Here is a 25109-nt window from a genome sequence, read left to right on the forward strand (position 1 = left end):
AGCCCTCATCGACTCACGTTCCGCGCTCCTTGGGAATCCCTGCCGGGAGTCAGGGCTTCAGGCGGCTGGTATAACTCTGACTTGGCTTGCCAAATTCGTCATGGTCCGCATCTCGCATGCCGCCCCACTCGGCGCTCCAGGCCTCGGCGATGCTCTTTGGGGCTCCACTAGCGCAGTCCCGCCTGCGAGACCCTCAAGGCCTGCAGCCGCTCCAGCATCCTCTCCTGCAGCGTCCCGATGACCATCGGATCGGTGGATCGAGCCGACGTCATCGCCAGCCGGGTCAGACCTTCGGCGGTTCCAGCCGGATGATAGCCGAACAACCGCCCTACGCCGGGAGCCCGGGCCACCGCGGCCTTGGTCAGTGACTTCAGCCCCGGAGAAGGCGCTTCACCGACTCCCAACCGCTGTTCGAATTCTTGCTCTACGTCGTTAAGGGTGAAGGTGATCTGCTGGCCCATCGGTTCAGGGCGGCGCCCATAGGCGAGCAACAGGCGCATGTCGGGCGCGGGCACCGGAGTCACCTCGAAGGGGCGCCCGAGACCAGCCAGCCAATCAATCCACTTGACCACGCCGAAGTTCTTGGTGACCGCAAACGCGTGCCAAGGCACACCGTACAGATCCGCGAAGATCGCGCCGTGAAGCGACTCTGTCAGCACCATCTTGGCCGAAGCGATCTTGGCGACGACCGCCTTTGGCGAGGCTCGGGGGTCGAGCAGCTCGAACCCCGCCATCTGGCAAGCGCGCTCCCAACCACCAAACCGGAGGCTCTGGAAATGCGGGATCACCAGGACTTTCGTTCGCTCCTGGGCAGCCGCTTTTGGGTAGTCCTTCACAAAGGGCGCCAGCACAGCGCCGTCTGTCAGAGCGCAGGCGGCATCCAAGCCTAGCTTGCGCACGGAGACAGGACCCCGCACGCACCACCATGTCACCTCTCGGTCGCGCCAAGCATCCAAAGGGTCATTGCCGACGCCACTGGAGAAGACATGCAGGCGATGCACACCCTCGGCTGGGCTACCGATGATGGTCCCGATCCCGACGAAGCCCTGGTCGGGCTTCTCGTTGCCTGCGAATAGCTCCGGCGCCAACGCTGGCCAGAGGTCATTATTCAGATCATCGCCGAAGTTTGGAACTGTGGACCTGTAGTAGATCAACCTCATGCGGCGGCGACCATCCGATCAGGACTTGCGGAGGCGGCCCCGGCGATATGATCGCCCAGCCTGAACGCCAGCGCGATGATAGTCAGTCCGGTGTTGACCGCCCCCGCCGACGGTAGAACCGACGCATCAACGACGTACAGGCCCGAGACACCATGCACCTGCAAGTCGGGGTCGACGACGGACGTGGCAGGGTCGTGTCCCATTCGAGCGGTCCCCACGTCATGCCATAGGTAGGGAGGACGTTTGCGGGCGACCGTCGGATAGCCCGCCCTGGAGAAGGCCTTCAGACCGAGTCTTCTCAGCCGGCGGAAGGTGGCTAGGTTGTGAACGGGTTCTTCCCTGCCGATGATCTCGTTCCCTTCAAAGATCAAGCCGGACTGAGCTGTCGGAAGGGCCTCAGTCATATGGAAGGCCGTCAGGCTGCGCGTTCCAAGCGCATATGCGATATGCCTCATGGGTCCGGTCACCTCCTCCCAGAACGGCATCTGTCCCGCCATCTGAATGACCCCAGTTGGATACGGCCAATCCGGAGCACCCTCATACCACTGCTGGATGGCGAAGCTCTTGGTGTGGGCCGCGGCCGTGCGTGTCAGGCCCACGATCGGAAACAGCATTCCTGTCGAGTGGCCGGCCAGATACTTACCCAGGGCTCCGCCATCGCCAAGCCCGGTGGGATGCTGCGAATTGGCCGAGCGGCGCAACAGCTGGGCCGTGCCAGGCAGCCCGGCGCATACGACAACCCTGTCGCCGTACAAAACCTCCTCGACGCCGTCTCGACGCACGCGCACTCCCATGACGCGTCGACCGCCCTCCTCGGTAAGCACCTGCACCGCCTCCGTGTGGGTGCGCAGCTCCACACGTCCGGTTGCAAGGGCCGGCCGCAATGCGGCGATCTCGGCGTCCATCTTGGCGTCTGCGGAGCAGAAGTGCGCGTCGCAGTCGGCGCAGAGCACGCAGCTGCCCCCTGTCTGCCGATCTATCCCTCTCGGGATCGCAGCTGTTGGCACACCCCTGCGCGCCAGCCGCGCCACCATGGTCTCCACCACCTTGGAATGCTCGATGGGCGGGAACGGGTAGGGGCTCGTCCGCGGAGGCTCGAAGGGATCACCGCTCTCCGCCCCGTGCACGCGGTAAAGACTCTCGGCCTCGACGTAGTAGGGCTCCAGATCCGCGTAGCTGAGGGGCCACGCTGGCGAGACGCCGTTCTCGTGCTCGACGGCCTTGAAGTCGCTCTCTCGAAACCTGTAGAGCGCAGCCCCGTAGAACTTGGTCTGGCCGCCGACGTAATGGAGCGGCTTTGCTCTCTCGCCATGAACTTCCAGGATAAAGCGGCCTACCTTCCCGGCCCGCCGAGGCGGACGCAAAAAGCCGCCCTGCTCCAGCAGCAGAACTTTGCGGCCCAGCGAAGCGAGTCGCCAAGCCAGCGATGCGCCTCCAGCACCGCTGCCGACGATGATGACGCAATCGTGGATTTTAGCGCGGTTCAACATATCTGTCGCGTCCTGCGCGATCATTCGCGCGACTTGCTGGAAGGGCCTGTCCGCATGCTCGGAAGCGAACTCGTCGGTAGACCTCAAGCTTATCGAGGTGCAAGCCGAAGCGCTACATCTGCCGCGTCGTCGGGCGTCTAAGGCGGTATTTTGCGACGATTTGGCATCCAGCCGGGATCAAGCCGTTGCGAGCGCATCACAGTTTCGGCCTGGTGGCAGGTGAACAGGTGCGGCTGATTGAAATGGGTTGAGTGCAGCGCTCACGTCATCGTATCGGATCGCATGACGCAGGTCCTTCCGAGTACCCATGGCCACGATGTCGTGCAGATCGGTTCGGAGGCTGTTCCCTCAGTTTCCATCATAATCGCCAACTACAATGCCGCCGAATACCTACCCTTGGCGGTGAAATCGGCCTTGCGGCAGACCTTTTCGGATATTGAGGTCGTCATCGTCGACGACGTTTCAACCGACGACAGTGTGGCTGTCTCAGAGACTTTGATGTCGGACCCGCGTGTGCGGCTCCTTCGCCAGGAGCGGAACGCCGGTCCAGGGGCCGCCCGTAACCGGGGCTTCGCCGCCGCGAGAGGAGACTGGATCGCCGTCCTGGACAGCGATGATCTCATGCACCCTCGCAGGATCGAACTCCTGCTCAGAGAGGCGAAGGTGAGCGGAGCGGACATCGTCGCTGATGATCTTTTAGTCTTCTACCAGGATGGCGAGCATTCGCCGCATAGCTTTCTTAGGCGCAGTCGGCATCGTGGCGGAGGAAAGATTACCCTAGCCGACTATTTTTGGGCGGCACGTTTATACTCTCCAACACCACAGCTTGGATTTCTCAAGCCGATGTTTCGAACGCAAGCTTTGCGGCGGAATGGGCTGAACTATGACGAGGGTCTGCTGATCGGGGAGGACGCAGACTTGATAATGCGTAGTTTAGCAGAAGGCTTGAGCTACCACCTCTCGTCGTTACCGACCTACCTCTACCGCAAGCACAAGGCCTCCATCTCACATCGACTTGAAGTACGTCACGTTGCAGCCCTTCAGATGGCTGTAGATCGGCTGGCTCCTCCAAGCGGCGGGAAGAAGCTGGCCCGCGCCATGCGCGCCTACCGTCGCTCTCTCGTTGAGGCGCGAGCCTATGGCGAAGCCGTAGATGCGCTGAAGGCGCGCGACATCTTCGGAGCCGCAAGGGCCCTTGCCGCGGCTCCGACTGCAAGCCGCCTCATGGGGCTCCCCGTCTCTGCGCGCCTGGAACGCCTTTTCATGCGAGCCAAGCCGGCGTTTGAGGCTGCCGACGGCCAAAAGCCGGCCATGGTCATTGTCAGTCGCCAGCGCTTGGTTGGCGCCACGAACGGCAGTTCCGCCTATCTGCTCGGTCTATGCAAGAGCCTGAGTCGCGCCGGATACACCCTGCACCTGATCCAGCCTTCACCGGCGGTCTTTGGTCGATGGCCGGTACTGCGGATGCGTGCGGAGATGGCTGTGTTCGCCCGTCACCATCTCCGAGGCGCGTCACGACTCGGCAACGTGTTGATCTGCACCAATCCGGCGGTATGGCTGCAAGCGACGCGTGAGGTCGGCGCGCGTGCGTTGCGGCGCGCCGGACTTCCCTCCGCCTTCCTCAGCGCGGTACGTGCGCCTTATGCCATCGCGGCGCCCTGGACAGCGGCCGACCTGATCTTCACGGCGCGCCATTCGCCGCAGGGGGCTGCCGCCGTGCTTGCGGATTACGCCTTTCAAACCGAGGTGCTGCCCTATGTCATAGGTGCGGGAACGAGCGCGGTGGTCATGCACGACCTGTTCTCTGCTCGGCAGCAGCAGTTCGCCGACCGGGCCGCCGCCGACGCCACCACCACCCTTGAGCGAGCCGAGGAGATCGCCCTGCTGCGTATGGCCGATTTCGTGCTTGCGATCCAGAAAGACGAAGCGAACGCTGTGGCAGAAGACGTGAGGCCGTCGGTGACCCTGGTCATTCCGATGGGGGTCAAAGTTCGGGACCGGCCACAGCCGGGTACAGGCCGCCAAGTCCTCTTCGTGGGTAGTAACGCAGCGCCCAACGTCATCGGACTGACTTGGTTCTTGGCCGAAGTGATGCCGCTGGTGCGCAGGGCGATGCCTGAGGCGGAGTTGGTGGTGGCGGGCTCCGTCGCACGGGCCTTCGACAGCGCGCCGCCGTCGGTACGCTTCCTCGGCGTCGTGGACTCCCTGGAACCGATTTACGCCTCAGCCGCCGTCGTCATCTCGCCACTGACCGTTGGTTCAGGGCTGAAGATCAAGCTGGTGGAAGCCATGGCGCAAGGCAAGGCAATCGTCGCGACCTCTGTCACCCTGCAGGGGTTTGACCCGGAGGTCACGCGAGGCGCAGTGATATGCGTCGACGACGCCGAAGCTTACGCCACCGCAGTGCTGGACTTGCTCGCCTCGCCGCAGGCGAGGGAGGGGCTGGGCGCCAACGCTTTAAGGCTGGCGGCCGATCAATTCGGAGAAGCCGCCGCTAGCGCGCCCTTAGTGGAGGCGTTGAGGCGCCTCCACTTGGCGACGGATCAATAGAAATTATGCCCTGAGATCATCAGGTGCGGGTTCAATCCGCCGACACCTTCGACAGTGGTGAAGTAGCCTTGTCCTGTCAGCCCTTCGTGGACGTCAAAGCCGTTGAGATGGAGGAAGCCGTTGTTCGTGGCGGTCCCGCCTTCCGCACTGGCGAAACCGGCCACCGCAGCCTGGACCTGTCCGGGATGGCTGTTGCCGGACGGCTTGGACGTGACATTGGAGGGGTCGTTGCCGGCGCCTCCTGTCGACAGGCTGCTGGCCGGCGCGGACTGGGTAGCCGCGGAAGCGGTCGTGGATGTGGCGGTTGTCGAGGTGGTCGTTGTCGCAGCGGTGCTCGTCGTCAAGGCGGGCGTAGCGCTTGTGGCCACGCTCGCTGGCACGTCGGCTAAGCTGTAGGCGCGGACATAGTTCACCTGCATCGTGGCGGACGTCGGCGTCGAGCTGTTGGGCCCTCCGCCCCAGGCACTCGAGTCACCTACGCCAAGGTTCAGCAGCATGTACATGGGCGTGTTCATGTCCGACGGGGTAGCCTGCTCGGCCACCTTGTTGCCGTCGATGTACCAGACGAGTTCCGTCGGCGTCCAAAGCACTCCGTAGTCGTGGAAGCTCGTCGTCACCCCGCTGACCGGCGCCGCCGATTGAACGTAGGTGTGCGTCCCGGTCGCGTCTGAGTGGGACGTCATATAGACCGTGTTGGGGTTGCCGCCGAGGTCTTCCATGACGTCCAGTTCAGGGGGCCAGCTGCCGTTCTCAGGCATGAGCCAGAAGGCGGGCCAGAAACCCTGGCCAGCCGGGAGTTTCGCTCGGACGTCGAAATAACCGTATTCCTGCGAGAAGCTGGGCTTGGTCGTCAGGATGCCAGAGGCCCAATCGAGGCCATAGTTGTCGGCGGATTGGGCTGCGGTGAGTTGGGTGGCGGTGATGTCGAGGATGCCGTTCTGAACCGAAAAGGGGTTGATGGCCGCCATCTTGCCATCCGTGCCGTGCCACGTGCTGTCGACGTAGACGTTTTCCTGTTCATTGATGTGGTGCATGTCCTCGCCCGAACCTTGACCGGTGGTCCGCCAGGTTCCCGAGGTGCCGTTCCAGATGCTGAGGCCTTTGGTGAACTCGTCGTCAAAGGTCTTCTTCATCGAGCTGGTGTCGACGCTAAGCCCAAAGTCTTTCGCGCTAAAGTCATTGACCTCATGGTTGGTGAAAAGGATGGAGTCAGTAGGTGAAACCGTAAGCAGCACGTTCGCACCGACCTGCGTGAGGTCCGCCTGGACTTGGCTGAAATTTGTTAGAACATAGTTGTTCAAATGGACGTTATCGATACCGTTCTTGAACCCGACAATGGTGTCGTGACCCCCACCGTTTTCCATCGCAAAGATGTCTACGCCGGTGCCGGCGACCAGGACATCGTTTCCAGCGCCGCCGTCCAGCCACTGCGAGCCGGCGTCGCTCTTGATGATGTTGTCGAGGGAGTTGCCGATCCCGAACGTACCAGCATTGGTCAATTCAAGGTTCTCGACATTAGCCCCGAGCGTCCAGCTCCCAGACGACACCACCGTATCGGTGCCCTTGTCCACGCCTTCGACAATGTGGTCCTTGGTCGAGCTGACATAGTAGGTGTCGTCCCCAGCGCCTCCTGCCAAGAGGTCGCCCCGGCCATTGCCGCGGATTGCGTCTACGCCTGCCGTCCCCATGACCTTGGTGGCAGTCGAGCTGGCTACAAAGGAACGCGAGTGGACAGTACTGCTGGCTGAAAGCAGAACGCCGAGTGCATTGTACTCGGACGTGATGGTGCTGGACATATGAATATCCCCGAATTGCCCTCGCGTTGTAATGCAGAAAAATAAACGAATCCGAAGCAACTTAAGTCAATTTTACCTGACGTGATATCCTGAATGGCCATTAACTTACCGGGGACAGGCCCGTGGATCGAGAAGGTCGAAGAGATAAGCTTGCTTAAGGTTGATCGGTTGACAGGATCGAGTTTGAGGCCTGTTACCTCGGCGCGGTGGACAGGGGTGTTTACCCCGCCGCATACCCGTTCGCCGCTTTCGGCAGGGCGAGGGTCTTCGACGGGGCTTGCGTGATCATCTCCGCCCAGGCGTCGACAGCCGGTCGCTCGAAGCGCGTTGCGTCATGCCGCTCAAGGCGCATGGCGCCGTCGCCGATCACCAAGAGCCTGTCGGCGCCACCTTCTCGAAGCGTACGTCGTGACCTGTCGAAGGTGCTCACCTGTCACCAGATCAAGCCTGACGGTCGAGATGCGATCAGCTGCGCCGACGATCAACGAAGCGCTAGGCTGCTCCGCCTGATCGATTTACCTTCGGCCTCTTTGTTCGCTCCAGCTTCCCTTTCGGGCGGCATGGACGGTACCCTTGGTGATGCCCACGCCACACCTCCACCCGCTAGGCAGGCCTTTCGGTCAGCTTGTGGCCCAGATCGCAGACGGCTCGTTGGCAGGAGGCGACATCGGCTGGCGCCGCTGTAGATCAAAAGGCGCATAGAACGTGAACCGTCGCTTCTGGGAGTCAAAGGTCGCATCAGGGCTTCGGATACTGCTCGGCCGCCCTGAGATCCGCGCTTTCGCCGTCTCCTTTGCTCCCACGGTGCTGGCCCTGGCGATGCAGTTCGGAACCCTGCTTATGCTGGCCCATGGCATGGGAGCGGCCCAATTCGGCCAACTCGCAACCGCGCTGGCCATCACCGCTCTTCTTGTGGAGACGGTCGGCATCGGTTCGGGCGATGTGCTTGTGAGGGCCGTTGTACAAAGGCCGAGCGACTACCCCAGCTATTACGGGAGTGCACTTTGGCTTGGAGCGCTGACGCTTCCTGTCTCTGCCGCCGCAGGATGGATCGTGTCCACGAACATCCTGCACGTCAAGATCGGTGCAGCCCCCCTGGCGGGGCTGATGCTGTTCGAGATCGGCGGCGCGAGAGTAGCCGCCACGGCCGAAAGTGTCGCTGTCGCGCACCGCGACGTTATACGTGCGAGCTCCGTGCGCCTGATCAGTGCTGCATCTCGCTTTGTTCTTGCTCTAGTTGTTCTTCAGCTCTTCCATGTTCGCAACGTAAATGCGTGGATATGGTGGGCTGCGGGCCAGTCGGCGGTTACCGCTATCGGACTGCTTTCGTCCACGACCGCGGCTTACGGTCGTCCAGCTAACGCCATTAAGCACGCTGAAGTCGGCGTTGGTCTTCTTTTCGCAACTAACCAAACGGCGCGCTCGACTCAAGCCAATCTCGATCGAGCATTCATGGCCTCTGTCGTCTCCGGCCAAGTGCTAGGCGTCTATGCCGCAGCGTCTCGCTTCGTACAATTGGGGCTCTTCCCGATGCAAATCCTGAACAGATATCTTTACCCCCTCTTCTTCGAGCACGGCCATAGGGGAGGCCTTCTTGCCACGCGTCGCTTTGCTGTTAAATGCGCGCCATTGGTGTTTTCAGTCGGACTGATCGGCACGGTACTTGTCTCCGTCGCGTCTTTCCTAGCGCCGTCGTTGCTGGGTGCTGGATTCTCTAGCATGGGTCCGATCGCCGTGGCGCTTTCGGTGGCTCTTCCCTTCATTGCACTTCAGTCTCCCCCAGCCGAGGCTCTGACCGGCGCTGGTCGCCAAGGTCTAAGGACAGCCGTCGTCATAGCAATGGCGGTCGCCTTCAGTCTTGGTCTGACTGCGGGAGCTGCCGTCGGAGGGCTTTGGGGCATCGTGATTGCATTCGTCGGCGGTCATCTTTTCACGGCTCTTCTGCTTTGGGGCATTCTATTCCGATTAAGTTCTAGTTCTACAGTTTCATCTAGGTGATGATCTCATAAGCGGGTAACGGGTTTGAACGAACGCTGACTCAACGTCCTGAGCGAGGAGGTTGTTGATGGCACGCGTTTTGACCTGACGAATTTTGAGCGGCGGTAATCTCGCCGTTGCTGCCGAACAAGCCGCGCGGCGTGCCGCGGGTGGATGGCCGGCGGGTCTTCCTTGCAGGCGTCAAGTTCGCCTCAACCCGCATCTGGCTCCGCCATAATGGGTCGGTGACCTAGGCAGGCAAGAGCGCCATCATCAGGCTCAGCGCTCTCGGCCCGCGGTCCACATCGCCTGGGTAAGGGGTTCGGTGAGATACTGGAAGGCGGTCCTCTTTCTAAGCGGCACCATCACCTGCACGGGTAAGCCGGCCCGTAGCGTTCCGGCCGACCCACGTAGTTCCTTCAAGAGCGCGGCCTCGCCGATCGGGACGGTGACTTCCATGGTAAAGTAGCGGGCGCCGGTCTTCTCATCCGCCAGGCTGTCGGCCGATAGCTTGGTGATGCGCCCGTTCAGGATCGGCAGCTTGCGGTCTTGCATGGAGGCGATCCGGATCTCTGTAGATTGTCCAACGTAGAGCCCGTCCATGCTGGCGGCCGGCACCTGGGCGTCGATCACGAGGGGAGCCGCGCTCGGAACGATGTCCATCAGCTTCTGGCCCGCGCTGATCACACCGCCGACCGTGAACACCGATAGCCCCACGACTTGGCCTGACACCGGTGCGCGGATCTGCAGGTTGGCGAGCTGGATCTTCAACGCCTCCAGCTTTGGCAGCACGTCGTTCAGCTGGGACTCCACGTCGCGCAGGTCCTTGGCGTCTTCCTGGGCGCGGTCGGTATTGAGGCTGAGCGCCTGCATGGCCGTCTCGGTGATCTGCGCCCGCGAGCGGGCGGTGCTGGCCATCAGGTCGGCGCGTGTTCCGGCCAGTCCGGCGTCGTCGCGTTGCAGGGCGCGCACACGGTTCTGGGATGCAAAGCCCTTAGCCGCCAAGTCCTGGGTCCCCTTCAGCTCATCGCCGATGAGGCTCGCCTGGCGATCGTTGGTGACGACCTGCGCTTGATAACCTTCGATCGCCTTGTCGAGTTGAGCTTGGCGCTCCTTCAGCACCGATTTTTGGCCTGCCAGCGCCTGGCGGCGCGCCTGCATCTCATTGGACTGGAGCCGCAGGGCGTCCTTGGCTTCGGCCGAGTCAAAGCCGGTCAGGGTCGCGAACTCCTTGGGGGGGGTGATGGTGGAGTCTCCACGCAGTTCCGCCATTAGCCGCGCCCGTTGGGCCTCTAGCCCGATGACCTGGGAAGCCATGGACGTTTCCTCGGCCTGGATTTCGACGGGGGCGAGGCTGATGAGCACCTGGCCCGCCTTCACCCGATCGCCCTCCTTTACATAGAGGCCGGAAACGAGCCCGCCGTCCCTGTGCTGGACGGTCTGGCGATGGCCTTCCACGGATATGGACCCCTGAGCGTAAGCCGCGGCATCGAGCCTCGCGAACATCGACCAACCGAGGAAGGCGCCGAAGAAGAGGGTGGCGACACCAGCGCCGACCAGGATGTCACGGGAGGCGCCGTCGTGGAGAGCGACCTCCCCCTCGAGACGGGTCGGGAGCACTTGCACTCGACGCAAGATGGCTGTGTTGTCCATGTTCAGGCGTCCACGATGTCAGGCCGCCGCAGTTCGGCGGGCGAGGCGTTCCGAGTGATGGCCATTTGCTTGATGACGGCGTCCTTGGGGCCGAAGGCGGCCGCCCGACCGTCGTTCATAACCAAAAGCTTGTCCATCGCCGCCAGGATGCCGGTGCGATGCGCCACGACGATGACCGTGACGCCCCTTGCCTTCAGATCTTCTATGGTCCGCAGGAGATCAGCCTCCCCCATCGCGTCGAGGTGAGCATTAGGCTCGTCCATGATGACCACCTTGGGTGTTCGGAACAGCGCCCGTGCAAGGGACAGCCTCTGCGCCTGGCCTGCGGACAAACCGGCTCCGAACGGCCCCAGCATCGTGTCGTAGGCTCCCTCCATCCGAAGTATGAAACCATGGGCGCCGGACGCGTTTGCGGCGGCGATCGCTTCTGCATCCAGGTCGTCGCTTCGACCTTCAAGCAGAGTGCTGAAGCGGCAGATGTTTTCCTTAATCGTGCCTGAGAAGAGAGCTGGTTCCTGAGGCGCATAGCCAACGTGCCGTGACAGATGTTCGCTGTCCCAGTCCTCTGCACTGCCTCCATCGAAGCGCACGGTCCCGCTCTGGATGGGTGACGCTCCCGCGATCGCCCGCACCAGCGTCGACTTGCCCGCCCCGCTCGGCCCCACGATGGCGAGGGCCTCACCGGGCTCGAGCTTGAAGCTGACACCCTGCACGAGCAGGCGGTCCTTCTTCGGACTGGCGACGGAGAGGTCCTCCACCGCAAGCCGGCTGCTCGGGGTCGAGAGACGCGTGCGCGGAGCATCCGGAGGTGAGGACGCCAGCAAATCGTTCACGTTGCGCCAGGCGGCGCGGGCCTGCACGAAAGTGCGCCAGGCGGCCACCACCTGTTCGATCGGGCCGAGTGAACGCGTCACGAGCAGGGAGGCGGCGAAGATGGAGCCCGCCGATATCTTTTGCTCGACGGCCAAATAGGCTCCGAGCCCGAGGGCCAGCGACTGCAGCAGCAGCCGCAGGAACTTGGTCAGGGTCAGATAGCCTGTGCCGGCGAAGTTGGCCGCCGCCGTCATCTGGGAGGAACGCCGACGCTCCAGCAGGTGTCGGACCACCAGGGCGCGCCGCATTCCGAGCGCCCTTACCACCCCGCCCTGCGCCGCCGACTGGTCGAGTGAGCTGTAGGCGCGTGATGACGCTTCCGACGCGCCGCGGATAGGCCCGGCGGTCATCCGCTCGTTCAGGCCAGCGACAACCAGCAGCGACAATCCGCCGCCCAACGCCAACGCTCCGAGCAGAGGATGGATCAGGAAGCAGACGACGATATAGATCGGCGTCCAGGGTGCGTCGAAGAGCGCCAGCACGCCCGGACCGGACAGTGCGCCCCGGATGAGGTCGAAATCCCTCAGCGCCTGGGACGTGCGCACTCCATCGTTGCGCGCGAGCAGCGCCTCGATCACCCTGGGCGCCGCGATGCGGTCGATCCGCAGGCTGGCGCGGACCAGCAGGCGAGCGCGGATCGCATCCAGCCCTGACAAGGTCGCCACCGCAAAAAGGAAGACGAGGCTCAGAAGGATGAGCGTGGTGACGCCACGAGTGGGCACCACCCGGTCGTACACCTCAAGCATGTACAGCGTCGGAGCGAGGTAAAGCACATTCAATATCGCACTGAATATACCACCGGCTATGAAGTGCCGACGACAGGCCGCCACACCAGCACGAAGATCGCCCAGTTCTACGCGTTGGCTTGACATCTATGATCAATCCGCACCAGCTGGTGGCCGAGTCTACGTCCGCTTCTAAGCCGTTGCGGAGGAGCCGATCCTAATCGAAATCATATGAGGCAAGTTCGTAAATTTACCATAACGACGGATGATGCGAGCCGCCACGCGACACCACCACGCTCTCCGCCGAAGAGCCCAGCCAACTGGACTCGCTTCCCGGGTGAGCCAAATTGACAGCAGGGCGCAAGCGTGGCGTTAGGCCTAACTTAACGTAACCGAACCTCTCCGGCGCACGTAAGGCCCTCTTATCAACATTGATTATCCTTGGGAGGGAAAATGGCTAATACAGCAATGAGTACCGGCGCTCCCATGAAAGGCACGCAGGCCAGCGACGCGTACAGGCTCTCGGGAAACGGCGCGACAACCCTCGACCCCGGCGAGGTTGATGACATCCTTTATGTGGTTGGTTCCGGCGCCGCCTATGCAAACACTGGCGGTGGCGACGATACGATTGTGATCAACGACACAAGGGCTGGCACGGTCTACACCAAAGGCGCGGTCTGCAACGACGTCATCCTTGGCGGCGCAGGCGCCAATTACGAGGTCTTCGGCGCGGGCAGCGACCTCCTTGGAGCCGGTACCGGCTCCAACGCGCTGCTCGGCGGCATAGGCGACGACACCTTCAGCATGTCGTTCAGCCAGCTGGACGCCGACACCACCGTGGAGATAAACGACTCGGCTTAAGATGAAGATCTTTTAATTAGCGTCGTGTTGAAGGACGGCCAGCGCCTCGTCTCCAGGCGCGACTCGCATTTATGTTGATCGATCTTGTGAAGGCCTACGGATCGCCGCGTCCTTTCTCCGGTTGTGGTCTCGATCGGCGCGTAAGGCCTGGGCGCAGGTCAGTTACATCCGGAGCCATGGAGGGCGCCTTGGGATCGGATGAGCCTCGATTGCACGATCTCGCGCTATCTTTCGCTGAGATGCTCAGGTGGTTCCCGATCGGGCCTTGCACTGCAGCACCGCTTGCGGGCAAGGCTTCAAGGCTTCGACATCAGGCTCGGTCGCTCTATCCGGACGGCCTGGCTTGCCCACGTCGGATCCGTCCCTGGCGCTGGCCCTCACCCGCGTCCATTTACGGTCCCGCAGCTTCATGAGTGAGTCGCCAGCGTGACAGCGCCCCCTCCTCCTGCGTCGCCCAGCTGGTCTGACTGGACCTCGCCGGCCGTGTTCAACAACATCCAGGCGCTTCGGGCGGTGGCGGCGTTTCTCGTCGTGTTCGTTCACCTGCAAGCGCCGCTCAAGGCGCTCGGTCTGCCCTCCTTCGGAGCCGAGGGGGTGAACCTCTTTTTTGTCATCAGCGGCTTCATCATGGTTGCGACGACGAGCCGTCGCCCGGTGACCGGGTCCGCCTTCATGCTGAACCGGGTAGCTAGGATCGCGCCCATGTATTGGCTGGTTACGTTGGCCGTAGCTTTGATGGCCGTCTTCGCCCCACGGCTTCTCGGCTCCACCCGAGTTTCCGGCGTCGAACTCCTAAAATCGCTGGTTTTCCTGCCGTACCGACGCGGAAGCGGCCCTATGGAGCCCGTCCTCTTTGTCGGCTGGACGTTGAATTATGAGATGGCGTTCTACATTCTGTTCGCCGTGACGCTCTGGCTTCGCCGACCGTTCACCCGTTTTCTTGCTACGGCGGAAGTCTTGATCGTCCTGGTCGTGCTGGGACTTCTCATCCAGGGCGGTGACCTCTGGAAGTTCTACACCAATCAGATCGTGCTCGACTTCGCTGCGGGGATGATGCTCGGCGTCCTCACGCCTGCGATCGCGCGGCAGGCGGCGCGAACGCCGCGCCCGCTGATGTGGGGCGCTGGAGCGGTCATGTTCTTGTTCCTGGTCGTGAACGAACAAATCCTGCCATCTGAACTCAGTCGCGCGGCCGCGTGTCTGGAATCGACCGTGCTGGTCGCCTGTGCGCTCGGTCTGGAGGCGACCGGCGCGCGGGCGAGGTCACCGTTAGTCCTCGCGCTAGGGGACGCGAGCTACTCCATCTACTTGCTTCACCCTTTTGTCACTCAGACTGTCATCCTTCTGGCTCGGCACGAGCTGAAACCGTCCATCGCGAGCGCTGCGGGCGTCGTGCTGGTCTCGCTGGTTGCCGTGGCCCTGGCTGGCGTCGCCGCCCATCGCTGGGTGGAGACGCCCCTGTCGCGCGCAGCGCGGGACCTGCTGCGGGCCCGCCGCTTGGGCCCGGACGACAAGCGGCTGGCCTGAAGCGCCTTTAGCGCGCGTCCGAAACCTGGTCCACGGCGATGCGAGACATCGGGGCGGTGGACCAGCAACCGGCAGCACGGGCAGCTTGCAAAGCGGTGGTGCCGCCAGAGACGTCGAACGTCCTCACCACATGGGTGCGGGGCTCCTCGATGGCCAACACGCGGGCGCCCGATACGCCGGACGTCGGCAGCTCCACGACGCCGCCGGACGGGTTGGACAGGAGCAGGTCACTGTCCGGAGAGAAGCGATAGTCGTAGCGGCTGAAGATGTGAGCTGGTCCTTGGTCCACACGCACCTCCGCGGCCGAACTGTCGACATGCCCGCCAAGCCTTACAACCAGCGTTTGCGGGGTCAGCCGCATGGCCCCGCGCCGCATGTCGCAGGAGGTCTGGCCGGTGAAGCTGTCGTGGCTGACTTTCAGCCGCCATCCCGACACCTCTCTTACGGACGTCTGCAATGTTCCGGGAGTGGAGGCGAACAGCTGGAACGCCAGCAGGGCGGACAGGAGCATGGGTCAGCCTCGAAGTGATGAGCGACCGCGTCGAGAGCCGCAGGCCACTAAGGGAAAAAACCAGTCGATGCGGGCTCGCGTCACGGAGCGGCCGTGCCTGGCAATGGGACATTGATCAGGTGGGTGGCCGGCAGGGCGTCTGTCGGCACAGGGGAGGCGGGCGAGGCGAAGGTCGGAGCCGTCGCGCGGTCTGGCCCCCGCAACTCGGATTGCGTCACCTCAGGCGCGGCGAAGGAGTCGATAAGCCGGCCAATGGAATCGAGCGGGGTGGCGCCCATGTCGCGAACCTTGTTGAAGTGCGAGACAGGATTGTAAAGCGGCGTGCCGCTGGTCAGGTCCGCCGCCTCAAGCCGTCCGATATAACGAAGCACCGTGGCTTCCCCGATATAGTAGTTGTAGCGGGCGCTTAGATAGGAGATCTGGGCATCCCGGTAGATCTGAGCGGCGTATAGGACTTCAAAGGTGCTCCGCAGGCCCGCTCGGTACTCCTGCTGCATGCCTTCGAGCGTCAGGCGTGCAGCGTCGACTTGGTGCTGCTGGGTCGAAACGTCGTTGCGCGCGGTTAAGATGGCGTTCCAGCCATTGGCGACGTTCTGCACCACTTCACGGCGTGCGATCTCGATGGCGGAGCGATCAGCGTTGTTCTGCTCCAACGCCCGGCGCAACTCCGACCCATAGAGGCCCCCGGTGAAGAGCGGCTGCGTGACGACCGCCTGGACGGTGAAGTCTCGCTCGAGATTGACCGCATTCAGTGGCACTCCGACACCCGTGTATCCGTAGGAACCCTGAAGGGCGACGGTTGGATTGAACTGCGCACGGGCGGCGGCCACGCCCTGGCGGGAAGCCTCTTCGGACAGCACAGCGGCGCGAACCTCCGGGCTGTTCAGGATGGCGATATCGAAAGCCTTGTCCACATCGACAGGAAGGTTCGGCAGGTCCGGCTCGGCGGCGAGCTGGCCAGGATCATGGCCCACCAGGCTGGCGTACTCCGCCCGGTCGACCTGCAGCTGCTGCTGAGCGTCGGAATAGTTGGCGCGCTCGGCCTGGAGCTGGGCGTCAGCCTGGGCCACGTCGGTCAGGGTGGCGTCGCCCGCGGCGCGCCGGGCCACCGCCTCATCGTGCTGATAGACGAATTGCTGAAGCGCGGTTGCGCGGACGGTCAGGATCTGCTGGTCCCGCCTAACTGAGACGTAGCTGCCGATCACGTTGAGCAGCAGGTCGCCTTCGCTGGCCCTCAAGCCCTCCCTGCCGGAACCGATCTGGGCGCGCGCCTGGCGGATCTGCGCCGTGACCTTGCCTCCTGTGAACACCGGGAAGCTAACCACCACCTGGCCCGTCGCAGCGTTCGACTCGTTTCGAGTGGACGTGGAGCCATAGATGCTGTTGGCCGCGATCGTCGACTTGCCCAGCCGAGAGTCATTGTACTGCTCGTACAGCTGGGTCTGCACCGTTGGCCGCAGCCCGGCCGCCGCCTGGACGTAGTTCTCATCGGAGCTTCTGAGCAACGCCCTCTGCTGCTGCAGTGTCGGATTGTCGCGGTAGGCGGCCGCGATCGCATCGGCCAAGGTCTCCGCGTCCGCCGCTGCGGGAAAGGCCGCCCTGGACAGCAGCCAAGCGCCGCCCAAAGCGTAGACGATGAACTTCATGAAGGGACGTCCGCCGCAGATTGGGCGAGATTGAGGAGCATCGGGATTAGCATATCCTTGCCGCCCTCAAACGACTGTGGGATTTCGTAACACATGCGCGCCAAGAGACACAGAGCGACCCGCCATCCGTACGCCAAGGGACTGCGAGGGACCCTGCGCGGATGTGGACCGGGGGTCGGTCTCACCGTCGCCCTTCTGTGGGGATCGCCTGTCCCGGCTCAGACGACCGGCGCCGCCCAGGCGCCCGTTCCCGCCCCGCAGACCGAGCCTAAGACGGTCCACACCATGCAGGGCTATCCGCTGGTCCGGCCGCTGCACGGCGAGAACGCCATGACCGGCTATACCGGGGCCGCGAGGACCATGACGGGCTATGCCGGCACGCCGATCCCGGCCGAGCGAGGTCCGGTGCGCACGGGTGCAGGCAGTCGCCTCGCCGCGGCCGATCTCGGCGCCGCGCCCGCCAAGCCGACCCGGGTGAAGCCCCTGGTCGAGATCGACCGCAAGGGCGTGCCTTGGGAGTACGATAGCGAGCATTCGGCTTGGCGGAACCTAGTCACCGGAATGCTCACCATCGCCCCGCCGGAACGCTGAGGCGCAGCCTTATCTAAGCTGACGAAAGTGTATGTCGGCCTGACGCCTGACGCCTGATGCCTGGCACCTGAAGCGCGAAGCGGCCATCACGCCGCCCGCGATGGGCGCTTGGATGGCGGCCAGATGTTTAATCCCGGGCTTTGATGGTGCACTCTTCTCGCCGGAGTGGAGGGGGGTGCTCACGGTGGCGCAGGAGGCGGTCATCGTCGCCTTCCGCCGTCACATCCGAGCGGACGCTGGATGACTGTCTCTACGCCCTTCAGCCAACGATACCAGGCCTCACCCGCTCATCAGTGCGCCTTTGTGGCGCTCCAGGGTGTCGCCAGAGCCTTCGCAGCGGCTCCGCAGGCGAGGCGCGTTCTTTGTCGTGCGGCGAGGCATGGGAGCGCCGGCATATTGATGCCGTCGCATGATCGATTCCCAGCGGCAGCCGATCTGCCGAAGCAGCTTCAGGCAGCCGACTATGCCGCCGAGGTTAGTTCAGCGCTCGCCTTCAGCCTAATGCGCACCCGAACCGAGAAGGGCCGGAGCTGCTCGACTCCGGAGAAATCAAGCCGACCCATCCGGAGGGCCTTTGACCTGCGGCTCCGGCCCCACGGGCCGTCGCGCATCCCGGCACAGGGCATCAAGGCTGATCGTGGACGTCGCCGACCATCATCAAATGAGCCGATTGCGCCTCCTCTTCGGTGAAGCCGGAGGTCAAAGCCTCGTCCCGCGTTAGCGCTTCGGCTGGTGTCGCGCTTCCCCGACGCGCCGCCGGTGACGATCCAACATATGCGCGACATCGCGACGCCCAAGGGCGAGGCGCCCACGGTGGGCGACGGCCCTGTTGAGACCTCAGGGACGCCTAACTGAAGAGCCGGAACTGGCCGAAAGCTGTATGACAGCTTTAACGTACCACGATGGGGGGAGCTGCCGCTTACGCGTTCAGCGCTGTCGGCGCGCGTTTCCGGCTGCCATGACTGATCTATGCTCAGCCTTCGGGAGTTTCCGACTGCGTTGAAGCATTCAGGTTTGCAACGCAACTTGCGAAGGCGTCACTGACCGGTTCCAAGCCCAGGGCGGCGCACGAAGTCTGCGCACGCCTGAAGGCCTGTCCCGGAGTGGTTCGAAAGAACGAGGTGGAAGCGCGAGGGAGCGCCGCGGGAGTGTGGAGATGCCCAGATGCAGGCATGTTCCCAGCCATATCGAGTTCGCACTCCGCCAGGTCTGCAGAACCCACAGGCAACCCGCGGCCCAGACAAGCTTGGCGTGCGGACATCAGCTGGAGAGCCTGCCGTTGGCCCCTCAATTCGCGAGAGAGACTTCCGACGCAGGAGTCGAACTGGGTCTCGCCGGGCTCCAACCCCATGACTTGGCGACAAACCTGACCGAGTTGCTCAACCTGAGGCGAACCGATCCCTTCGGAGCCGGATGGGCCGGCGGCGGCGCATGCGGTCGCCAGTAGAGCCGAGGCTATAACGCCGACCGTTGCTGATATCATGATGGCAGGGAGACGGCGTTGGATTGAAGAACTCTCAGCCCCGCTAAAAAAATATCTGCCGGTCTTGATGGATAGAAAACCGTTCATCTGGATTTTCCCAGGGGCGCTACCCGTCTTGGGTCAGTCTGCGCTTGCCTGAATGACTGTACTTGCCGAAGCGCAGCGCACCAGTGAATGATGTTTTACGATCAAGGGGTCTGCGCTCTCATAGTCGTTCTATTATCGCAGATGGCTGAAGGTGCTGAGGTCGTCTCCATCACTCGGCCGCCGCTACTGGTCCTCCACGGGCCAAGAGTGGAACGTTCGACCAGCGTGCGCGCGATGCGCTTCCCCCGCACGTTGGGGGATGAAGTCGATCACGCGCATGGCCGGTCAGGCATCTACGGTGATGCAAACGGATGGGTCGCTGCTGTCGACCGTGCTTTTCCGGGGCGCGGTTATTTCAGGAATGGTTGTGAAAGCTCACTCTCAGGCCAGGGGAGATATCCTCTAGCTCGAGCTCGAAGCGGTGTAGGCGCGCGATGGCCGCGACGATGCTGAGTCCGAGACCCGAGCCTGGCAGGGTGCGGGAGCCCGACCCGCGGTAGAAGCGGTTCAGGATCGCGGCGCGTTCGGCTTCGGGCACGCCCGGGCCGTCGTCGCTCACCGCCGCATACGGGCGACCCGCCTTGAGGCCGACCTCCACCTGGACGTGGCCGCCCTTGCCGGTGAACTTCAGCGCATTGTCCACCAGGTTGCTGAGCGCCTCGAACAACAGCTTGGCGTCGCCCTCCACCCCCACGCCGGACTGCAGGCTGGCGGTGAGGCCTATGCCTTCCGCCTCGGCCAGGGGCTGGTGCAAATCGATCACCTCGGCGGCCAACGCGGAAAGGTCGACCGGGGCGAAGGCGGCGCGGCGCTGGCCAGCTTCCAGCTCCGACAGGCGCAGCAGCGCGCGGAAGCGCTCGAGCACCTCGTCCAGCTCCACGGTCGCCTGCTGCAGCTCCTGCGGCTGGTGCTCCGGCGACATGGCCAAGCGATGTAGCTGGGCCCGGGCGCGGGTGAGCGGCGTCCTGAGATCGTGGGCGATGGTGTCGGTGGCGGCCTTGACCTCTCCCATCAGCCGCTCGACCTCCACGATCATGGCGTTGACGGCGGCGGCCACGGTGTCCAGCTCGTCGCGCCGGCCGCTGACCGGCATCCGCTGCTGGAAGTCGCCGGCGGCGATGTGGCCGGCTACCGCCTGCATGCGACGCAGCCGCCGGATAGGCCGGATACTGAGCGCCACGCCGCAGGCCAGGCCCATGGCGATGATCAGCGCCCCGCTCCAGAGCAGCGCCGAGGCCGTGATGACCCGCATTTCCCGGGCGAGACCCACGTCCCGGCCGACCACCAGCTCCTCCCCAGACGGCAGGCGGCGGCCCAGGATGCGCATGTAGGCCGGAAAGGCCGCGGTGGGCGCGACCTCGATCGTGCCGTCGTGGTCGGTCAGGGCGAGGGGCGGAGCGGGAAGGTTGCCGGCGATGCGCGCCCCATTTGGCGAGAAGACTGCGAACAGACTCGTTCGGCCGCCGTTCAGCCAGATCGCCTGATCAATGCGCGCGGGGAGCTCGGCGGCGGGGAGGCGGGCCATGGCGTCGGCCTGGGCCTGCAGTATGCCGTCCACCCGCCGGACCTGGTAGCTGGTCACCTGGAGATAGACTAGGCCCAGGAGCCCGATGGCGCCCAGGGCGAACAGCAGCCCATATAGCGTCGAGAGCCGGAAGGTGGTGGTGCGCCAGACCTCGCTAGGTCGCATCTAGCCTGTAGCCCACGCCCCGCTCCGTGGAGAACATTGGCGCCTCCCCCGGACCATCCACCTTTCGCCGCAGCTTGCCCACATGAACGTTGATCAGGTTGGTGCCCGGGTCGAAGTAGTAGCCCCACACGGCTTCGAAGATCATACGACGGCTCAGCATCTGGCCGCAGTTGCGCATCATGTACTCCAGCAGCCTGAACTCCATGGGTAGAAGCTCGATCCGGCGGCCCTGGCGATGCGCTTCGTGGCGCACGAGGTCCAGCTGCAGCTCGCCCACGCGTAGGGTCGTCTCCGCCGTCCGCGCGCGGCGATGGCGGCGGAGCAACACCTCCAGGCGCGCCATCAGCTCGTCGGGCGCGAACGGCTTGATCATGTAGTCGTCGCCGCCGCCGCGCAGCCCCATCACCCGGTCGTCGACATCGCCGAGCGCACTGACCATCAGGATGGGGGTCTCGGAGCCCGCCTCGCGCAGGGCGCGTACGATCTGCATCCCATCAAGGCCGGGCAGCATGCGGTCGAGCGTGATAGCGTCGTAGCCGCCAGCGAGCGCCAGGGCCAGAGCCGCCTCGCCGTCGCCCGAGCACTCCGGCGCATAGCCGCTGGAGGCCAGGCAGGCGGCGATCTCGCTGGCGGTGGCGGCGTCGTCCTCCACGACCAGGATACGGGCGGCGGGCTCAGGCGGCGGGGTCAAGTTGGCGGATCGTCGATCTGGGTCTGACACGCTCGAGCAGGCAGGCAGGACTGTCGGCGCACAACAAGGCGCTTTGCAGGCTGGCGACGCAGCTTCGCCTCCATCCCGTGCGCGCCACGAGGGACGACCCGACTCGTCATCTCCGCAGAACTCTCCGTCCCCTTGGAGGGCCCAAGGTCATGCTGATGAGCCACAAAGCCAGTGAAAGAAGTTTTATCCAATCGCCATCACTGCACGACCTGTAATCCGGTGAACAGGGGAGATCGAATTCGAACTTCTAGACTAAGGCTATATAAAATCTATTTCACTCGCTTGGCGGTCGAAATTTGTGGAGACAGCCGCGATCCAGCAGGGTCCCACAGGCGGGGCGGGCCCCCGCATGAGCCGGAACATCCATGCTTGCACTTGTACGGGTCGCGCTCGCGCGGCCCCTGACCTTCATCGTCATGGCCGTCCTGATCGTGCTGATCGGGCCGCTGGCGGCAATGCGTACGCCCATCGACATCCTGCCGGACATAAACATCCCGGTGATCGCGGTGGTTTGGCAATACAACGGCCTGCCCGCGTCCGACATGGCCGGGCGGGTGATCTACTATTACGAACGCACTCTGACCTCGACGGTCAACAACATCGAGCACATCGAGAGCCAGTCGCTGACCGGCGTCGGCGTGGTGAAAATCTACTTCCAGCCGGGCGCCGACATCAGGACGGCCACCGCCCAGGTCACCTCGATCTCCCAGACGGTGCTGAAGCAGATGCCGCCGGGCATAACCCCACCCCAGATCCTGAACTACAGCGCCGCCACCGTGCCGATCCTGCAGCTGGCCTTCTCCAGCCCCAGCCTCGGCGAGCAGAAGATCTACGACACCGCCCAGAACTTCATCCGCCCGGCCCTGGCCACCGTGCCGGGGGCGGCGGCGCCCTCGCCCTATGGCGGCAAGATCCGCCAGATCCAGGTCGACCTCGATCCCCAGGCGCTGCAGTCCAAGGGGCTGTCGGCCCAGGACGTGGGGACCGCCATCTCCAACCAGAACCTGATCATCCCCGCCGGCACCGCCAAGGTGGGCGACTTCGAATACGACGTGCGGCTGAACGACAGCCCGGAGGCCTTCGAGGCGCTGAACGACCTGCCGATCAAGACGGTGAACGGCGCCACGATCTACGTCCGCGACGTCGCGCATGTGCGCGACGGCTCGCCGCCCCAGACCAACGTGGTGCGCGTGAACGGCTCGCGCTCGGTGCTGATGACGGTGCTGAAAAGCGGTTCCGCCTCCACGCTGGACATCGTGGAGGGTGTGAAGGCGACCCTGCCGCGGCTGCAGCAGACCCTGCCGCCCTCGTTCAAGGCGCTCCTGCTCGGCGACCAGTCGATCTTCGTGAAGGCCGCGGTCTCCGGCGTGATCCGCGAGGGCGTGATCGCGGCGGCCCTGACCTCGCTGATGATCCTGCTGTTCCTCGGCTCCTGGCGGTCGTCGCTGATCATCGCGGTGTCGATCCCGCTGGCGGTGCTGTGCTCGATCACCGCACTGTCGATGATCGGCCAGACCCTGAACGTGATGACGTTGGGCGGCCTCTCCTTGGCGGTCGGCATCCTGGTGGACGACGCCACCGTCACCATCGAGAACATCAACTACCACCTGGAGCAGGGCAAACCCGTCGAGACCGCAATCCTGGACGGGGGCCGGCAGATCGTGGGGCCGGCCTTCGTGAGCCTGCTCTGCATCTGCATCGTCTTCGTGCCGATGTTCCTGCTGCCCGGCGTGGCGGGCTTCCTGTTCGTGCCGCTGGCGGAGGCGGTGGTGTTCGCCATGATCGCCAGCTTCATCCTCTCCCGCACCCTGGTGCCGACACTCGCCAACTACCTGCTGCGCTCCCACGACGGCGCGCATGAGCGCGAGATCATGGAGGACCATGACGCGGCCGCCGGCCAGACCCGCTCCCGAAACCCGCTGGCGCGCTTCCAGCACGGCTTCGAGCAGGGGTTCGAGCGCATCCGGAACGGCTACCGCGGCCTGCTGGAACTGGCGCTGGGCGCGCGCATCCCCTTCGTCGTCGGCTTCATGGTCGTGGTGGTGCTGTCCTTCGGGCTCGTCCCGTTCCTGGGACGCAACTTCTTCCCCGCCATCGACGCCGGCCAGATCAACCTGCACGTCCGCGCCCCCACCGGGACCCGGATCGAGCAGACGGCGGCGGAGTTCGACCACGTGGAGCAGACCATCCGCGAGGTGGTGCCCGCCGACCAGCTCGGCGACATCGTCGACAACATCGGCCTGCCCTTCAGCGGGCTGAACCTCGCCTATTCCAACACCGGCGCCATCGGCCCGCAGGATGGCGATATCCTGGTCAGCCTGAAGGAGGGCCACGCGCCGACCGCCGACTTCGTGAGGAAGCTCCGCGTGGCGCTGCCGCAGGCCTATCCCGGCACGAGCTTCGCCTTCCTGCCCGCCGACATCATCAGCCAGATCCTGAACTTCGGCGCGCCGGCCCCCATCGACGTGCAGATCGCCGGCCCGAACGGCCAAGCCGACCTCGCCTACATCAACCGCGTCATGGAGCAGGTGCGTCACGTCACCGGCATCGCCGACGTGCGCCTGCAGCAGGCCAGCAACTACCCGGAACTGCGGGTCGACGTGAACCGCACCCGCGCCGACCAGCTCGGCCTCACCGAGCGCGACGTGGTCAACAGCCTGGGCACCAGCCTGGCCGGCAGCGGCCAGACCGCGCCGGCCTTCTGGCTGAACCCCAGGAACGGCGTCTCCTACCCTATCGTGATCCAGACGCCGCAGTACCGCGCCGACACCCTGTCGGACCTGAACAACATTCCGATCAGCTCGGCCAGCGGCGGCAGCCAGCTCCTGGGCGCCATCGCCGACGTGGACCGCGACGACACGGAGGCCGTGATCAGCCACTACGCCATCACCCCCGCCTACGACATCTACGCCACCACCCAGGACCGCGACCTGGGCGCGGTGGCCGGCGACGTCGACAGCATCCTGAAGGCGACCCACAAGGACCTGCCCAAGGGCGCGGTGGTCACGCTGCGCGGCCAGGTGACGACCATGAACAGCGCCTTCGCGGGCCTGATCTTCGGCCTGCTGGCCGCGGTGGTGCTGATCTACCTGATCGTGGTGGTGAACTTCCAATCCTGGCTCGACCCGTTCGTGATCATCACCGCGCTGCCGGCCGCGCTCGCCGGGATCGTGTGGATGCTGTTCGCCACCGGCACGACGCTGTCGGTCCCGGCCCTCACCGGGGCGATCATGTGCATGGGGGTGGCGACGGCCAACTCGATCCTGGTGGTCAGCTTCTGCCGCGAGCAGCTGGAGCTCACCGGCGATCCGATCCAGGCGGCGCTGGAGGCCGGCTTCACCCGCTTCCGGCCTGTGCTGATGACAGCGCTCGCCATGATCATCGGCATGGGTCCCATGGCGCTGGCGCTCGGCGAGGGCGGCGAGCAGAACGCCCCGCTCGGCCGGGCGGTGATCGGCGGCCTGATCTGCGCCACCGCCGCCACCCTGCTGTTCGTGCCGGTGGTGTTCAGCCTGGTGCACGGCGTCAGGCGCACCGCCGCCCGGCCCTCCCAGACGCCCGCGCCGGCCCCGGAGCCCGCCTATGCCCATTGACACGCCCGCGGCCCAAGGCCGGCCGCACAGCCCAGCCGCGCGGGTTGCACCGCCGCCCGGCAGACGGCGGCTGATGATCGCCGGCGTCGCGGCGTTGGCGCTGGCGGCCGTGGTGGTGGTGTCCGGCATCTCCAGCCGCAGCCACAAGACGGCCCGGACCCAGGCCTGGACCTCC

16 protein-coding genes and 1 pseudogene are annotated in these 25109 nt (G+C 64.3%); 8 read left to right on the plus strand and 9 right to left on the minus strand.

Annotation, left to right across the window (positions count from 1 at the left end):
- Positions 1–167: 167 nt before the first annotated feature.
- Together HUV06_RS05085 and HUV06_RS05090 are read right to left on the minus strand one after the other, a co-directional pair.
- Positions 168–1160, minus strand: coding sequence for a polysaccharide pyruvyl transferase family protein (locus HUV06_RS05085; protein WP_174300193.1), 993 nt, complete (start codon positions 1158–1160; stop codon positions 168–170).
- Positions 1157–2650: a GMC oxidoreductase gene (locus tag HUV06_RS05090; RefSeq protein WP_174300194.1), complete on the minus strand. Its 1494-nt coding sequence runs from the start codon at positions 2648–2650 to the stop codon at positions 1157–1159. The genes HUV06_RS05085 and HUV06_RS05090 overlap by 4 nt, the downstream gene beginning before the upstream one ends.
- Positions 2651–2932: 282 nt before the next feature.
- Here HUV06_RS05090 and HUV06_RS05095 point away from each other — a divergent pair, with 282 nt between their 5' ends.
- Entirely contained in the window at positions 2933–5200 is a 2268-nt protein-coding gene (locus HUV06_RS05095; RefSeq protein WP_174300195.1) for a glycosyltransferase, read from the plus strand.
- Here HUV06_RS05095 and HUV06_RS05100 read toward each other — a convergent pair.
- Positions 5194–6996 (minus strand): family 16 glycosylhydrolase, encoded by a 1803-nt coding sequence (locus tag HUV06_RS05100; protein WP_174300196.1) that lies wholly within the window; start codon positions 6994–6996, stop codon positions 5194–5196. The two genes, HUV06_RS05095 and HUV06_RS05100, sit on opposite strands and share 7 nt — an antisense overlap.
- A gap of 705 nt (positions 6997–7701) precedes the next feature.
- Here HUV06_RS05100 and HUV06_RS05110 point away from each other — a divergent pair.
- Positions 7702–8994, plus strand: coding sequence for a lipopolysaccharide biosynthesis protein (locus HUV06_RS05110; RefSeq protein ID WP_174300198.1), 1293 nt, complete (start codon positions 7702–7704; stop codon positions 8992–8994).
- A gap of 258 nt (positions 8995–9252) precedes the next feature.
- Here HUV06_RS05110 and HUV06_RS05120 read toward each other — a convergent pair whose 3' ends face one another.
- Together HUV06_RS05120 and HUV06_RS05125 are read right to left on the minus strand one after the other, a co-directional pair.
- Positions 9253–10593: an HlyD family type I secretion periplasmic adaptor subunit gene (locus HUV06_RS05120; RefSeq protein ID WP_254600886.1), complete on the minus strand. Its 1341-nt coding sequence runs from the start codon at positions 10591–10593 to the stop codon at positions 9253–9255.
- Between the two features lie 35 nt (positions 10594–10628).
- On the minus strand, positions 10629–12371 hold the full coding sequence (locus tag HUV06_RS05125; protein ID WP_174300200.1) for a type I secretion system permease/ATPase: 1743 nt from the start codon (positions 12369–12371) through the stop codon (positions 10629–10631).
- Positions 12372–12710: 339 nt separating this feature from the next.
- Between HUV06_RS05125 and HUV06_RS05130 the strand changes: the two genes are divergently transcribed.
- The gene (locus HUV06_RS05130; RefSeq protein ID WP_174300201.1) at positions 12711–13085 is read left to right on the plus strand and encodes a hypothetical protein; all 375 of its coding nucleotides are present in this window, start codon (positions 12711–12713) and stop codon (positions 13083–13085) included.
- 483 nt (positions 13086–13568) lie between these two features.
- On the plus strand, positions 13569–14612 hold the full coding sequence (locus HUV06_RS05135; RefSeq protein WP_174300202.1) for an acyltransferase: 1044 nt from the start codon (positions 13569–13571) through the stop codon (positions 14610–14612).
- 7 nt (positions 14613–14619) lie between these two features.
- On the opposite strand, the gene HUV06_RS05140 is transcribed toward HUV06_RS05135, so the two are convergent.
- Together HUV06_RS05140 and HUV06_RS05145 are read right to left on the minus strand one after the other, a co-directional pair.
- Positions 14620–15123, minus strand: a complete 504-nt coding sequence (locus tag HUV06_RS05140) for a hypothetical protein (protein ID WP_174300203.1) — start codon at positions 15121–15123, stop codon at positions 14620–14622.
- Positions 15124–15203: 80 nt separating this feature from the next.
- Positions 15204–16769, minus strand: coding sequence for a TolC family outer membrane protein (locus HUV06_RS05145; protein ID WP_174300204.1), 1566 nt, complete (start codon positions 16767–16769; stop codon positions 15204–15206).
- 93 nt (positions 16770–16862) lie between these two features.
- On the opposite strand from HUV06_RS05145, the gene HUV06_RS05150 reads away from it, so the two are divergent.
- Complete coding sequence (locus HUV06_RS05150; RefSeq protein ID WP_174300205.1) at positions 16863–17360, plus strand: hypothetical protein; 498 nt, start codon at positions 16863–16865, stop codon at positions 17358–17360.
- Positions 17361–17535: 175 nt separating this feature from the next.
- Positions 17536–17665 (plus strand): annotated as a pseudogene (locus HUV06_RS05155) (IS481 family transposase); the annotation flags it as partial.
- Between the two features lie 1620 nt (positions 17666–19285).
- Here HUV06_RS05155 and HUV06_RS05160 read toward each other — a convergent pair.
- Together HUV06_RS05160 and HUV06_RS05165 are read right to left on the minus strand one after the other, a co-directional pair.
- Entirely contained in the window at positions 19286–20620 is a 1335-nt protein-coding gene (locus HUV06_RS05160; RefSeq protein WP_174300206.1) for a HAMP domain-containing sensor histidine kinase, read from the minus strand.
- Positions 20610–21311: a response regulator transcription factor gene (locus HUV06_RS05165; RefSeq protein ID WP_174300207.1), complete on the minus strand. Its 702-nt coding sequence runs from the start codon at positions 21309–21311 to the stop codon at positions 20610–20612. Before HUV06_RS05165 ends, HUV06_RS05160 begins: the two co-directional genes overlap by 11 nt.
- Before the next feature lie 395 nt (positions 21312–21706).
- Between HUV06_RS05165 and HUV06_RS05170 the strand changes: the two genes are divergently transcribed.
- Both HUV06_RS05170 and HUV06_RS05175 read left to right on the plus strand, forming a co-directional pair.
- Entirely contained in the window at positions 21707–24934 is a 3228-nt protein-coding gene (locus HUV06_RS05170; RefSeq protein WP_174300208.1) for an efflux RND transporter permease subunit, read from the plus strand.
- Positions 24924–25109, plus strand: a 186-nt coding sequence (locus tag HUV06_RS05175; protein WP_217433639.1) for a hypothetical protein, incomplete at its 3' end; no start/stop codon positions are given. The genes HUV06_RS05170 and HUV06_RS05175, both read left to right, overlap by 11 nt.

The organism is Caulobacter sp. S45, from assembly GCF_903642205.1.
Lineage (GTDB): Bacteria > Pseudomonadota > Alphaproteobacteria > Caulobacterales > Caulobacteraceae > CAHJWH01.